The organism is Nitrospirillum guaranorum (assembly GCF_034653275.1).
Classification (GTDB): domain Bacteria; phylum Pseudomonadota; class Alphaproteobacteria; order Azospirillales; family Azospirillaceae; genus Nitrospirillum.
Map to the genome: position 1 here is coordinate 1747689 of NZ_JAYEES010000003.1, position 14068 is coordinate 1761756.

At 66.5% G+C, this 14068-nt stretch carries 13 protein-coding genes; 10 read left to right on the top strand and 3 right to left on the bottom strand.

The window, feature by feature from the left end; genetic code table 11:
- Position 1: 1 nt before the first annotated feature.
- The 3 genes from UAJ10_RS16985 (at position 2) to UAJ10_RS16995 (ending at position 1355) form a co-directional block, all read left to right on the top strand.
- Positions 2–205: a heavy-metal-associated domain-containing protein gene (locus UAJ10_RS16985; RefSeq protein ID WP_322916395.1), complete on the top strand. Its 204-nt coding sequence runs from the start codon at positions 2–4 to the stop codon at positions 203–205.
- Between the two features lie 627 nt (positions 206–832).
- Positions 833–1114, top strand: coding sequence for a BrnT family toxin (locus UAJ10_RS16990; protein ID WP_322916396.1), 282 nt, complete (start codon positions 833–835; stop codon positions 1112–1114).
- On the top strand, positions 1095–1355 hold the full coding sequence (locus tag UAJ10_RS16995; RefSeq protein ID WP_322916397.1) for a BrnA antitoxin family protein: 261 nt from the start codon (positions 1095–1097) through the stop codon (positions 1353–1355). The genes UAJ10_RS16990 and UAJ10_RS16995 overlap by 20 nt, the downstream gene beginning before the upstream one ends.
- A gap of 74 nt (positions 1356–1429) precedes the next feature.
- Here the strand turns inward: UAJ10_RS16995 and trpE are convergent, their stop codons facing one another.
- Both trpE and UAJ10_RS17005 read right to left on the bottom strand, forming a co-directional pair.
- On the bottom strand, positions 1430–2956 hold the full coding sequence (gene trpE / locus UAJ10_RS17000) for an anthranilate synthase component I (RefSeq protein WP_322916398.1): 1527 nt from the start codon (positions 2954–2956) through the stop codon (positions 1430–1432).
- Positions 2957–2962: 6 nt separating this feature from the next.
- Positions 2963–4846 (bottom strand): peptidylprolyl isomerase, encoded by a 1884-nt coding sequence (locus UAJ10_RS17005; RefSeq protein ID WP_322916399.1) that lies wholly within the window; start codon positions 4844–4846, stop codon positions 2963–2965.
- A 312-nt stretch (positions 4847–5158) separates the two neighbouring features.
- On the opposite strand from UAJ10_RS17005, the gene tpiA reads away from it, so the two are divergent.
- The 4 genes from tpiA (at position 5159) to kdsA (ending at position 9250) form a co-directional block, all read left to right on the top strand.
- Complete coding sequence (gene tpiA / locus UAJ10_RS17010) at positions 5159–5908, top strand: triose-phosphate isomerase (RefSeq protein WP_322916400.1); 750 nt, start codon at positions 5159–5161, stop codon at positions 5906–5908.
- A 124-nt stretch (positions 5909–6032) separates the two neighbouring features.
- Positions 6033–6452: a preprotein translocase subunit SecG gene (gene secG / locus UAJ10_RS17015; RefSeq protein WP_322916401.1), complete on the top strand. Its 420-nt coding sequence runs from the start codon at positions 6033–6035 to the stop codon at positions 6450–6452.
- A 105-nt stretch (positions 6453–6557) separates the two neighbouring features.
- Entirely contained in the window at positions 6558–8219 is a 1662-nt protein-coding gene (locus UAJ10_RS17020; RefSeq protein WP_322916402.1) for a CTP synthase, read from the top strand.
- Between the two features lie 191 nt (positions 8220–8410).
- On the top strand, positions 8411–9250 hold the full coding sequence (gene kdsA / locus UAJ10_RS17025; protein WP_322916403.1) for a 3-deoxy-8-phosphooctulonate synthase: 840 nt from the start codon (positions 8411–8413) through the stop codon (positions 9248–9250).
- Positions 9251–9316: 66 nt separating this feature from the next.
- Here the strand turns inward: kdsA and UAJ10_RS17030 are convergent, their stop codons facing one another.
- A complete protein-coding gene (locus UAJ10_RS17030) occupies positions 9317–10732 on the bottom strand; it encodes a DUF6438 domain-containing protein (protein ID WP_322916404.1) in 1416 nt (471 codons plus the stop codon).
- Positions 10733–10981: 249 nt separating this feature from the next.
- On the opposite strand from UAJ10_RS17030, the gene eno reads away from it, so the two are divergent.
- From eno to pdhA, 3 genes are all read left to right on the top strand, one after another.
- Entirely contained in the window at positions 10982–12262 is a 1281-nt protein-coding gene (eno, locus tag UAJ10_RS17035; protein ID WP_322916405.1) for a phosphopyruvate hydratase, read from the top strand.
- Positions 12263–12458: 196 nt separating this feature from the next.
- Positions 12459–12830 carry an FtsB family cell division protein gene (locus tag UAJ10_RS17040; RefSeq protein ID WP_145751234.1) on the top strand — a complete coding sequence of 124 codons (372 nt, stop codon included), beginning with the start codon at positions 12459–12461 and terminating at the stop codon, positions 12828–12830.
- A gap of 207 nt (positions 12831–13037) precedes the next feature.
- Positions 13038–14051: a pyruvate dehydrogenase (acetyl-transferring) E1 component subunit alpha gene (gene pdhA, locus UAJ10_RS17045; RefSeq protein WP_322916406.1), complete on the top strand. Its 1014-nt coding sequence runs from the start codon at positions 13038–13040 to the stop codon at positions 14049–14051.
- Positions 14052–14068 lie beyond the last annotated feature (17 nt).

Consider the following 14068-nt stretch of genomic DNA (forward strand, 5'->3'; position numbering starts at 1 on the left):
AATGAACGCCTCTTATCGAATTGACGGCATGACCTGCCAAGGCTGCGCCCGGTCGGTGACCAGGGCCATCCAGGCCGTGGTGCCCATGGCCGAGGTGGCCGTGGACGTGGACGCGGGCGTGGTGACCGTCATCGGCCCGACCGACGTCGGCCAGGTGAAGGGCGCCGTGGAGGATGCCGGCTTCGACTTCATCGGCCCGGCCTGAGGTTTTGTTCCTGAGTTCGGTAGAGCGGCGCCATGCGTATCCTGGTCCTTTTCGGAAGCCTGCGGGCGGCATCTTCCACTACCGCCGTGCTGAAGGCGGCGGCCCTATTGGCGCCGGAGGGCGTGGGGGTTAGCCGTCTACGACGGGATAGCCAACCTGCCGCACGACAATCTCGACCTGGATGACGCCGGTGACGGCGCCCGCGTGCCGCCCATCGCCCAGGATCTGCGCGCCTCGGTCGAGGCGGCGGGCACCCCGTTGATCGATCGCCCGCCCGGAATACGCCCACGGCGCCCCGGGGGACTTGAAGAACGCGCTGGATGGTTGGTCAGCGGCGTGGAGTTCCCGGGCAAGCGCGTGGCCCTGATCAACACCAGCCCCGCGCCCATCACGCCCAGGGCGCGCTGCGCGAAATCCTCGCCACCCTGTCGGCCGAACTGGTGGAGGAAGCCTACGTCGCCATCCCTTTGCTGAACACGCCCTTGGACGGGCAGGCTATCGCCGCCGGCCCGGTTTTGGCTGGGCCATTGAGGGATGCGCCGGCCGCGTTGGTAGATGGAGACAATAGGTGATTTTGTATATACGATAACGGTGATTGCCGTATTATCGTATATACGAAATTAGAGCATGGACATCTGGGACGAAGCCAAACGCCAGGCCAATCTTGAAAAGCATGGTGTGGACTTCATCGGCCTGGATGCATTCGATTGGGCTAACGCGGTCTATGTTGAGGACCTGCGTCAGGAATACGGCGAGGTTCGGCTGATCGCATTAGGCCTCTTAAGGAACCGCGTCCATGTCGTGGTGTTCACAGAACGCCCTGAAGGACGGCGCCTTATTTCAGCTCGTAAGGCCAATAGCAGAGAGATAGCACGCTATGTCCAAGAGATTGGCATATCCCACCCCTGAGGAGGATGCCGCAATTCAGGCGGCCGCGGCCGACGATCCGGACACGATTCCGGATTTGGATGAGGCGTTCGCAACCGGTCAGGTTCGTCGTGTTGGCCGTCCGAAATCGGCAATCATCAAGCAGGCCGTCAGCATTCGCTTGGACCAGGACATCCTGGACCACTACCGAGGCACGGGTGCCGGTTGGCAGACCCGGCTTAATGAAGACCTTCGCCGTCTCTTGAAAGACAGCGCGGCTTAGACTTCGAGCCGGGAATCAGGAGGGGCGGCCCGTTGGAGCCGCCCCTCCTTTTTCATAAGCGCTGAGCACCCGCCTCAAATGTTCCGCGTCGACCGCTTTTCCTGGGCGTAGCGCACGGCTTCCTCGGCGGCCTTGAACAGGGCCTTGGCCTTGTTCACCGTCTCCTGGTACTCGGCCTCGGGATCGCTGTCCGCCACCACGCCGCCGCCCGCCTGGACGTGCATGACGCCGTCCTTGATGACGGCGGTGCGCAGGGCGATGCAGGTGTCCATGGTGCCGTTGGCGGCGAAGTAGCCGATGCAGCCGCCGTAGATGCCGCGGCGGGTGCCTTCCAGCTCCTCGATGATCTCCATCGCGCGCACCTTGGGCGCTCCGGACACCGTGCCGGCGGGGAAGCCGCCCACCAGGGCGTTGATGGCGTTGAAGCGGGACTTGTCCAGCTTGCCCTCAACGTTGGAGACGATGTGCATCACGTGGGAATAGTGCTCAATGGTGAAGCGCTCGGTCACCGTGACCGTGCCCACCTCGGCCACCCGGCCCACGTCGTTGCGCCCCAGGTCCAGCAGCATCAGATGCTCTGACAGCTCCTTGGGGTCGGCCAGCAGATCCGCTTCCAGTTCCTTGTCCTCCGCCGGGGTCTTGCCGCGGCGGCGGGTGCCGGCGATGGGGCGGATGGTGACGGTGTCGTCGCGCAGCCGCACCAGGATCTCCGGGCTGGAGCCCACGACCGACAGGTCGCCGAAATCCAGGAAGAACAGGAAGGGGGAGGGGTTGATGCGGCGCAGCGCGCGGTACAGCGCGAAGGGCGGCAGGGCGAAGGGGACGGAGAAGCGCTGGCTGGGCACCACCTGGAAGATGTCGCCTGCGCGGATGTATTCCTTCGCCTTCTCCACCATGGCGTGATAGTCGGCGCGGCTGATGTTGGAGGACGGATCGGGCAGGGCCTCGATCTCGCCGCCCGCGTCGTGGCCCACGGGCAGGGGGCGGTCCAGGTCCGCCACCGCGTCGGCCAGGCGTTCCTTGGCGGCGATATAGGCGGCCTCCGCCGAGACGCCGGCCGCGGGCCGCACGGGGGTCACCAGCGTGACCACGTTCTCGATGCTGTCGAAGATGGCCATGATGGTGGGACGGATCAGGACGGCGTCCTCAACCCCCAGCGCGTCGCGGTTCTTCTCCGGCAGCTTCTCCATCAGCCGGACCATGTCATAGCCGAGATAGCCGAACAGGCCGGCCGACATGGGCGGCAGGTGCGCTGGCAGGTCGATGCGGCTCTCTTCCAGCACGTCGGCCAGGGCGTCCAGCGGGCTGGCCGTCAGCGGCTCGAACGCCGCCGGGTCGGTGGCGGCCCGGCGGTTGATCCAGGCCTGGGTGCCCTTGCTCTTCCAAATCAGGTCGGGCTTCAGCCCGATCAGGGAATAGCGGCCGCGGACGGAGCCGCCGGTGACCGATTCCAGCAGGAAGGAGAACGGGCGCCCTTGCGCCAGCTTCAGCATGGCGGCGACGGGCGTCTCCAGGTCGCTGACCAGCCGCGTCCAGACGACCTGCGCCTGGCCCGCGGCGTACGCCGTGCCGAAGGCCGTCTCATCGGGGAAGGGGGGCACGACGCCTTACTCCTGGTGTTCAAGGCGCTGCAGCAGCGTCCGGTTCTCGGTGATGCGATAGCGCTGGCGCAGGGCGTCCAGGAACTGGACGTAGAGGTCGCCGGCCACGCCGTCGCGCAGCTGCTTGGCCGCCACGCCGGCGCGGTCGGCCAGCAGCGGTTCCGGCATGGGCACCACGGCGGCCAGGCGCACGACCATCTGGCCGTCGGCGGCGGCGCCTGTGGTGACCTCGCCCGGCTTCAAGGTGAACAGGGCGTCCACCAGCTCCGGCGTCAGGGGGCTGTCCTTGCCCACGGTGCGGCCCACGGGCGGCTGGCGGGTGTAGACCGCACCCGTCTCCTTGGCCACCTGCTCCGGCGCGGCGCCGGCCTTCAGCTTGTCGGCGATGTCCTTGGCCTTGGCCTTGGCGGCCTCGTCACGCTTGGAGGATTTCCAATCGGCGGTGACCTGGTCCTTGACCTGGTCCAGCGGCTTCAGGGCCGGGGCCTGCACGCTGTCCACGCGCACGGCGAAATAGCTCTTGTTGCGCTCGCCCTCCGTGGTGCTGCTGTTGTCGCCCGAGGCCAGGCCGAAGGCGGTCTGCACCACCTTCGCGACGGGGACTGCCAGGCCGGCCACCGGCTTGCCGGTGGGATCCTTGCCCTCGCGATCCACGGCGGCGATCTTGGTCACCGTCGCGTCCACCTTCTTGGCGGCTTCTTCCAGCGAGGCGCCGCCGGAGATGGCGTCGTCCAGCTTGTTCGACAGGTCGTACAGCTGGTCGGTGGCGCGCTCGGCCTTCACCTGCTCCACCAGCTGGGCCTTCACCTGGTCCAGGGTCTGGGTGCTGCCGGGGACGATCTTGGTGACGGCGACGACGTGCCAGCCGAAGCCGCTCTTCACCGGGTCCGACACCTTGCCCTGGGGCAGGGAGAAGGCGATGTCCTGCAACTCGGCCGGCAGGTCCGCCTTGGTGATGTTGGCCAGCGGCAGCATGGACACGCCGGCGGCCTTGGCGGCGTCGGCCAGCGACTTTCCACCGGCGGCGGCCTGCGCCACCTTGTCCGCCTGCTCCTTGGTGTCGACCAGCACCTGGTCCAGGTCGCGGCGTTCCGGCTTCACGAATTCCTTGGCGCGGGCGTCGTAGGCCTTCTTCAGGTCCTCGTCGCCGACCTCCTCGGTCTTGGCGATGGCGTCGGTGGACAGGGTGACCACGGTCAGGGCGCGGTATTCCGGAGCGGTGTAGCGGGCGGCCTGGGCCTTGTGGAAGGCCTCCAGCGCCGCCTGGTCGGGCGTGCCCGGGTCCGGCATGGCCTTGTCGGCCACGAACAGCGTCTCCGCCCCGCGCTGCTCGCCGCGATAGCGCACCAGGTCGCGGGCCAGGGTCTGCGGCACGCGGATGCCGGCGGCCAGTGCCTCCGTCACCTCGGTGCGGGCCATGTCCTCACGCACCTCGCCCACGATCTCATCCTCCGAGATCTGGTTCTGGCGCAGCAGGGCCCGCATCAGCAGGGGATCGAACTGGCCGGACTTGTCCTTGAACACCGGCATCTCGGCGATCTTCTGCGCCGCCGCCTGTTCCGAGACGCGCAGGCCGAAGTCGTGCGTCGCCTGCTTGATCAGGGCGCGCTGGATCTCGTCCTGCAGCGCCGCGCGCATCAGGCCCATCTGCTTGGCCTGCTCGGCCGTCAGTTCCGGCCCCATGGTCTGGCGCAGGCGGTTCATCTGCTGGCGGAAGGCGCGGTCCACATCCTGCGGGGTGATCTCGGTGTCGCCCACCCGGGCCACAGCTTGGTCACTGACGGTGGTGCCCACCCGGCCCACACCCCAGATCCCGAAACTGATGATCAGGAACACGAACAGGATCTTGGAGAACCACGAGCCCGAGAATTTGCGGATGAACTGAAGCATGTGCCTGCTGCGTCTTGCGAATTGCTTGTCAGTGGGCGGGGCCTCGGCCCCGGATATCCCACCCTCCCATCAGGGCGCGGCATCATAGAAGCAGGGGGCGGGGGCGGCAATAGATGGTTGGGCGGGCGACGCGCATGGGCCGGGCGTGCCGACTCACCGTCTTGTCACGGCCTGAATCATGGAAATGCCGGCGCATGACTGTTACAGCATGACGACAGGGACAACCGTGACAAGGCGGGCCACCCAAACCTAAAAGGCCCCCGCGCGGATGCTTCCCTTTTGAGTGCGTTAAACTCGGGGAGAACAAAGGAAATGCGCCGCAAATTCATTGTCGGTAATTGGAAGATGCACGGCCTCAGGGAAGGGGGGACGGCGTTGGCCTCCGACCTTGCCGGCCGCATGCTGGGGGCGGGCGACGTCGCCTTCGACATGTTGCTGTGCCCACCCGCCACCCTCATCCATACCGTGGTCCAGGCCGTGGCCGACGCGCCGCTCAGCGTCGGCGGCCAGGATTGCCATGGCAAGGATTCGGGGGCCCACACCGGGGACATCGGGGCCCCCATGCTGGCCGACGCCGGCTGCCAGTACGTCATCGTCGGCCACTCCGAACGCCGGCAGGGCCATGGCGAGCTGAGCGCGGAGGTGAGGGCCAAGGCCGCCGCCGCCCACCGCGCCGGCCTGATCGCCATCGTCTGCGTGGGCGAAACGGAGGCCGAGCGCGACGCCGGTCGCGCCATGGACGTCATCGCCCGCATGGTGGACGATTCCATGCCCGAAGGCGCCACGGCGGCCAACACCGTGGTGGCCTATGAGCCGGTCTGGGCCATCGGCACGGGGCGCACGCCCACGCCCAAGGACGTGGCAGCCATGCATTCCATGATCAGGGGACGTCTCGCAACGCTGGTTGATCAGCCGGACGCGGTGCGCATCTTATATGGCGGTTCCGTTAAGCCGGACAACGCGGCCAGCCTGTTGCACATCGACGATGTGGACGGGGCCCTGGTCGGCGGCGCCAGCTTGAAGGCGGACGAATTCTGGGCCATCGCGGAAACTTGCCGCTAGCGCCCCGGGTTCGGACTGGGTAAAGAGATGCGCGAGCAGGTCGGCCGCCCCCGGACGGGGCGGCCGGCTATTTCATGTTTTGCCATAACCATTGTTTGGCCTGCTGGATAGGATTGCTGCTTCGATGTCCACCGTCGTCCTGGTTTTGCACATTCTGATCGGCATCGCGCTGGTCGGTGTCGTCCTGGTCCAGCGCTCTGAGGGCGGCGGGCTGGGCATGGGCGGCGGCACCATGGGCGGCTTCATGACGGCCCGGGGCAGTGCCAACCTGCTGACCCGCACCACCTCCATCCTGTTCGGCGCCTTCCTGGTGACCAGCTTGGTGCTGGCCCTGCTGAACCGCGCGGCCACGCACCACAATTCGGTGTTCGACAAGCTGCCGGCCGCCGCCGCCCCGGCCAGCCCCGCTGCCACGCCCGGCGCGGTGCCCTCCGGCGACCAGCCGGCGGCCCCCTCGGGCGCTCCGGCGGCGCAGCAGCCGGCACCGGCGACCACCTCCCCGGCTCCCACCTCTGGCGAGCCCAAAGTTCCGACCGGCCAGTAAAGGCGGGCGACACCAACGGAGGCGGCGAAAGCCGCCTCTTTCAATTCGGGGGGCCGGCGCATTCGCGTTGGCCCGACATGCGGCCTTTAGCTAAACTAGGCTTCCATGACGCGCTTCATTTTCATCACCGGCGGCGTGGTCTCTTCCTTGGGTAAGGGACTGGCGTCGGCCGCTCTGGGTGCTTTGCTCCAGGCCCGTGGCTACAAGGTCCGCCTGCGCAAGCTCGACCCCTACCTGAACGTCGACCCCGGCACCATGAGCCCCTACCAGCATGGTGAGGTGTTCGTGACCGACGACGGTGCGGAGACCGACCTGGATCTGGGCCATTACGAGCGCTTCACCGGCGTCTCGGCCCGGCAGACGGACAACATCACCACCGGCCGCATCTATTCCAACGTGATCGCCAAGGAGCGCCGCGGCGACTACCTGGGCGCCACCGTGCAGGTGATTCCCCACGTCACCGACGCCATCAAGGAATTCATCCTGGGCGACGTGAAGGATGAGGACTTCATCCTGGGCGACGTGAAGGATGAGGACTTCATCCTGTGCGAGATCGGCGGCACCGTCGGCGACATCGAAAGCACCCCGTTCCTGGAGGCCATCCGCCAGCTGGGCAACGACCTGGGGCCGGAGCGGGCGTTGTTCATCCACCTGACCCTGCTGCCCTACATCCCGTCTGCGGGTGAGCTGAAGACCAAGCCCACCCAGCACTCGGTGAAGGAACTGCTGTCGGTCGGCATCCAGCCGTCCATCCTGCTGTGCCGCTCCGACCGTCCCATCCCGGAGAACGAGCGCCGCAAGATCGCCCTGTTCTGCAACATCCGGCAGGAGCGGGTGATCGCCGCCCTGGACGTGGACACCATCTACCACGTGCCGGTCAGCTATCACGAGCAGGGCTTCGACGAGCAGGTGCTGCGCTACTTCGGCCTGCCGGCCGACGAGGCGCCGGACCTGACCCGCTGGAAGGAGATCGCCGCCCGTGTCCGCCAGCCGGAGGGCGAGGTCACCATCGCCGTGGTCGGCAAGTACACCAGCCTGCTGGACAGCTACAAGTCGCTGGCCGAGGCCCTGACGCACGGCGGCATCGCCAACAACGTCAAGGTCAAGCTGGATTGGATCGATAGCGAAATCTTCGAGGGCGGCGGCGCCGTGCAGCGGCTGGAGGGGGTGCACGGCATCCTGGTTCCCGGTGGCTTCGGCGAGCGTGGGTCCGAGGGCAAGATCCGCGCGGCCCAGTTCGCGCGCGAGCGCAACGTGCCCTATTTCGGCATCTGCTTCGGCATGCAGATGGCGGTGATCGAGGCCAGCCGCCACCTGGCGGGCCTGGAGGACGCGGGCTCGTCCGAGTTCGGCCACAAGTACAAGCACCCGGTCGTCGGCCTGATGACCGAGTGGGTGCGCGGCAACGACACCGAGAAGCGCGGCGCCGAGGGCGACCTGGGCGGCACCATGCGGCTGGGCGCCTATCCCTGCCAGCTGCTGCCCGGCTCCAAGGTTGCGGAGGTCTATGGCGCCAACCATATCGAGGAGCGTCACCGCCACCGGTATGAGGTGAATATCACCTACAAGGACCAGCTGGAGAAGGTGGGCCTGAAGTTCTCCGGCCTGTCGCCTGATGGCGAGCTGCCGGAGATCGTCGAGATCCCGTCGCACCCCTGGTTCATCGGCGTGCAGTTCCATCCGGAACTGAAGTCCAAACCGTTCGAGCCGCATCCGCTGTTCACCAGCTTCATCAGCGCCGCCATCGCGCAGAGCCGGCTGGTTTAAGCGGAAACGCCCGTGTAACCCTTGGCATGGACCTGGTTCCAGGCCAAGGGAGGCCGGCGACGGCCGGCCCGGACCGTGAGGTCCGTAAGCCAAGCCGGCGGACGCCGGCGCCCGGCGCCTGAGGGCAACATAGAGTCCCATGGGGCCGCCGCGTCACGAGCGGCGGCCCTTTTGGTTTTAGGAGCTTACCCATGACCGACATCCGCACCGTCTGCATCCGCGACCTGGACGTGGCCAACGACAAGCCCTTCATGCTGATCGCCGGCCCCTGCCAGCTGGAAAGCCGCGCGCACGCGCTCGAGATGAGCCACGCCCTGGTGGAGATCACCGCCAAGCTGGGCATCGGCCTCGTCTACAAGACCAGCTTCGACAAGGCCAACCGCACGTCGGTCAGCACCGCGCGCGGCCTGGGCATGGAGAAGAGCCTGCCCATCCTGGCCGAGGTTCGGGAGAAGTTCGGCTGCCCCGTCCTGACCGACGTGCACACGGCGGAGCAGTGCGCCCCGGTGGCCGAGGTGGTGGACGTGCTGCAGATCCCGGCCTTCCTCTGCCGCCAGACCGACCTGCTGCTGGCGGCCGGCGAGACCGGCAAGGTCGTCAATGTGAAGAAGGGCCAGTTCCTGGCGCCCTGGGACATGAAGAACGTGGCGGCCAAGATCGCCTCCACCGGCAACGAGAACATCCTGTTGTGCGAGCGTGGCGCCAGCTTCGGGTACAACACCCTGGTCAGCGACATGCGCAGCCTGCCCATCATGGCGCAGACGGGCTATCCGGTGGTGATGGACGCCACCCATTCCGTGCAGCAGCCGGGCGGGCAGGGCACCACCAGCGGCGGCCAGCGTGAGTTCGTGCCGGTGCTGGCCCGCGCCGCCCTGGCCGTGGGCGTGGCCGCCGTCTTCATGGAAACCCATGAGAACCCCGACTGCGCCCCCAGCGACGGCCCCAACATGGTGGTGCTGAAGCAGTTGCCCGCCCTGCTGGAAACCATGGTCGCCATCGACCGCATCGCCAAGGCCAACCCGATCTTCTGATCGGCGGTTTTGGCCATCGCGTTTGAATGACCGACACCGGCGGCGGGGCGACCTGCCGCCGGTGTTTCATTTGGAGGAATGCGCCGCCAACCAGCGCGCGGTGGCGGGCATGGCGTACAGCGTCGCCCGCTCGCTCAAGGTATGGCCATCCTCGTCGCGCCCCTCCGGGCTGGCGCCCGCCTGCAGCAGGCGTACCACGATAGCGTCGTTCCAAGTTGCGAAGACGGGCCCCAGGCCGCTCTCGTCCCGGATCGTGACATCGGCGCCGTTGGCCAGCAGTGTCTCCACCATGTCGAAATCGTCTGCCTCGAACAGTGGGGTGCGGCCCCGCCTGTCACAATGGTTGGGGTTGGCTCCCAAGGCCAGGAGCCGTTTGGCGGTGGCCAAGCGGGCGTCACGGGGTTTCCATCGGAATGTTTGAAGGGCGGCCAGCGCCGTCTGTCCACCGACTGACTGTCGGCTTGGCTCTGCCACTGTTACGGCATCGACGGGGATACCTGCCGCCACTGCGGCCTCCGCCAACGCTGGGTCACACCCGGCGCCCCAACGCGCGAATAAGTGGTTGGCCTCACCGGCGCGCAACCGGGCCAGCCAACCGGCGGCGGCCAGTCGTTGGAAAATCTGGGCGCGCCCTTCCTGTATCGCATCACGCAGCAAATCGAGGCCCAACAAGCTGTCTGACTGGCCGTCACGCCCCTTGGTGACAGTCTCCAGCGGCAGGCCGCGGTCAATCATGCCCAAGAGTGTTTCAGTGGGCGGCACATCCGGACCGTGCAGGGCGATGGCGGCAGCGGATACGGATGTGAAGTCGAACCCGGTGGCGGCCAGCCAGTCAATCAGCCCCGGCGCGCCATCGACCCATCGGGCAGTATTGGCGACGCGGTCGACCTCATCCTCCAGCGTTCTGACCACGGCGGGCATACCCACCCGGGTTCCGGCATAATCCTCGACGTGCTTGGTGCCCCTGTCGGTTTCGAGGGTCAGGCTGTAGTTCGGCTCATCGGTGACCATGGCGACATAGCTGTCAGCCAGGTCGAAGAAATGCGCTTCCTCGAAGCGATGCGCCAGCGCCGCCACGGCCTCGGGCGGGACATGATCCTCCTGCCGGCCCGGTACGACCACATCGGGCGAGAAGAAGGGCGGACGGCGATAGACGGAGGTGGGAAAACGCTGGCCCGCCGGCAGGTCGCCGCCACCGTCGAAGACGACACGGCCCGATCCCTCGATCTGCACGCTGTATTGCGGGCAGCGCCCTATGCCGCATCCCAGGCGGGTCAAGGTTACCCGCAGCTTGCTGGTGTCCTCGGCGGGAAGCGGCTGTGGCGGCTCGGGGGCCGCCCGCGCGGGTAAGCCCACCAGGGCCAGGAGCAATAGCCCGATCGTGCTGAACCGGTGGAGCGGATGCCCGCCGGCGCAAGCGGCCAGGGCCAGGCAGCCCTGCAGCTGTCTACGAAGCAGGTGGCGCGGGGCAGAGTAGGGCAAGGGGTTCTCCGCTTGCGGCATTCTTGCAATGACACTGCCATGGCGAGAGGGAGTTGTTCCAGTTTCGCTTTCGCGATAGGTGCGGTGTCGTCACGGCCGGTCGCCCCGACCACCCCACAACCGCAGCCTTCAAAACGTCATAGGCGATACCGCGCCTGCCGGTCTTGCCTGTGGCGGCCCCTAAAGGCTATGACGGGCACCGTCCCGCCACGACGCATCCGCCGTCACGACGCATAAAGGGAAGAACCCATGTCCGCGATCATCGATATTCAGGGCCGCCAGATTCTCGACAGCCGGGGCAACCCGACCGTTGAGGTCGACGTTCGGCTGGAGTCCGGCGCCTTCGGCCGCGCCGCCGTGCCCTCCGGCGCCTCGACCGGTGCCCATGAGGCCGTTGAGCTGCGCGATGGCGACAAGAGCAAGTACCTGGGCAAGGGCGTGCTGAAGGCGGTCGAATTGATCAACAGCGAGATCTTCGACACCATCGGCGGCCTGGAATCCACCGACCAGGTGGCCATCGACACCGCCATGATCGAGCTGGACGGCACCCCCAACAAGGCCCGCCTGGGCGCCAACGCCATCCTGGGCGTGTCGCTGGCCGTGGCCAAGGCGTCGGCGGCCGAGTTGGACCTGCCGCTGTACCGCTATGTCGGCGGCACCAACGCCCGCATCCTGCCCGTGCCGATGATGAACATCATCAACGGCGGCGCCCATGCCGACAACCCCATCGACATCCAGGAATTCATGGTGATGCCGGTGGGTGCCGAGAGCTGCGCCGACGCCATCCGCATCGGCGCCGAGATCTTCCACGCCCTGAAGAAGAAGCTGAAGGACGCCGGCCACAACACCGCCGTGGGTGACGAGGGCGGCTTCGCCCCCAACCTCGCCTCCACCGACGAGGCCCTGTCCTTCATCATGAAGGCCGTCGAGGCCGCCGGCTACACGCCGGGCGACGACGTGGTGCTGGCGCTGGACGCCGCCTCCACCGAGTTCTTCAAGGACGGCAAGTACGTGCTGGCCGGCGAGAACAAGACCCTGGATCCCGATGCCATGGTGCGCTACTGGACCGACCTGGTGGGCCGCTACCCCATCGTCAGCATCGAAGACGGCATGGCCGAGGACGACTGGGCCGGCTGGAAGGCCCTGACCGACGCCATCGGGTCCAAGGTGCAGCTGGTGGGCGACGATTTGTTCGTCACCAACCCGGCCCGCCTGTCCGACGGCATCAAGAAGGGGGTGGCCAACTCCATCCTGGTGAAGGTCAACCAGATCGGCAGCCTGACCGAAACGCTGGAGGCCGTGCGCATCGCCCAGAGCAACGGCTACACCGCCGTCATGTCGCACCGCTCGGGCGAGACCGAGGACGCCACCATCGCCGACCTGGCCGTGGCCACCAACTGCGGCCAGATCAAGACCGGCTCGCTGTCGCGTTCCGACCGGATCGCCAAGTACAACCAGCTGATTCGTATCGAAGAGGCGCTGGACCTGGCGGCCGTGTTCCCGGGCCGCGGCGCGCTGAAGCGCGGCTGAAACCGGGCATCGTTCCGGTATCGTCCGGAATAGGCGGAAAGTGGGGGTGGAGGCGCTGCTTCCACCCCTTTTTCTTTGTGAAGTCGTGTTTCAACGTTGACCGGCGGTTGGTATTCACGTGAATTAAATACGGCACACAGACTAGACGCCGCTTTCCATTTGACGGTTGCGGAACCCTTGTGGAACCATGGCGCCCATGATTGGCGCCCGTTCTTTCCGTACCGCATTGAACCGCGCCCTACGCCAGGTGGTCGCACCGGTGGTGGGGGCGTCCGTTGTCGCATACTTCGCCTACCACACGGTGCAGGGCGAACGTGGGCTGATGGCGCTGACCCAGCTGCAGACCCAGGTGACCCAGGCCAAGGCCCAGCTGGACCAGGTTCGCGCGGAACGCGAGGCCATGGAGCGCCGCGCCCGCCTGCTGCACCCCGACAATCTGGACCCCGACATGCTGGAGGAAGAGTCCCGCAAGGTGCTCGATTTCTCCCGTCCGGATGACCTTGTGATCCTTCTTCCGGGCAAGCCTGCCCCGCATGAAGATAAGGACGCACCGGCGAAAACGCCGTAAACCGCTGATAATCCTTCGATTAACCAGAATTCTGTTAATCGTAAATAATCCTTTTGAAGCAATGTTTTGCAGTGCACACTCCTTGCGCTGCGCTGCACTTGTGGTTAGCAGTGATGCCGTGCCGGCCGACCCGGCCCGGAATGCCCCCGGGGCTGCCCCCTAGGGAATTGCGACGCTAAACGCCCACGCTTGAGAAGGGAGACGCCAGTGGCCACGACCACGAGACGCCGTGCCAAGCCCGCTGAGAACGCAGCGCCGGAGCCGACCCAGGAGGAACTCCTCCACTACTACAAGGAGATGTTGCTGATCCGCCGCTTCGAGGAGAAGGCCGGTCAGCTGTACGGCATGGGCCTCATCGGCGGTTTCTGCCACCTCTACATCGGCCAGGAGGCCGTGGTGGTGGGCATGCAGGCGGCGCAGCTGCCGGGCGACAGCGTCATCACCAGCTACCGTGACCACGGCCACATGTTGGCCTGCGGCATGGACGCCAAGGGCGTGATGGCGGAACTGACCGGGCGCGCGGGCGGCTATTCCAAGGGGAAGGGCGGCTCGATGCACATGTTCTCGCGCGAGAAGAACTTCTACGGCGGCCACGGCATCGTTGGCGCCCAGACGCCCATCGGCACGGGCCTGGCCTTCGCTCACAAGTACAAGAAGGACGGCTGCATCGACGTCTGCTACCTGGGTGACGGCGCCGTCAACCAGGGCCAGGTCTATGAGGCCTTCAACATGGCCGCCCTGTGGAAGCTTCCGGTGATCTACGTCATCGAGAACAACAAGTACGCCATGGGCACCTCGCAGCAGCGCGCCTCGGCGGGTGAGCTGTACCTGCGCGGCAGCGCCTACGGCATCCCGGGCAAGCAGGTCAACGGCATGGACGTGCTGGAGGTCAAGAAGGCCGCCGACGAGGCCGTGGCCTACGTCCGTGGCGGCAACGGTCCCATGATCCTTGAGATGAAGACCTATCGCTACCGCGGCCACTCCATGTCCGATCCGGCCAAGTACCGCACGAAGGAAGAGGTCAACAAGATGCGGTCGGAATACGACTGCATCGACCATCTGAAGTCGCTGCTGTTCACCAAGGGCTACGCCGACGAGGAAAGCCTGAAGGTCATCGACCGCGATGTGAAGGCCGTCGTCACCGAGGCCGCCGACTTCGCGACCACCAGCCCCGAGCCGGATGCGGCGGAGCTGTGGACCGATATCCTCGTCGAAGCCTGATCGCTGGCCGGAGAATA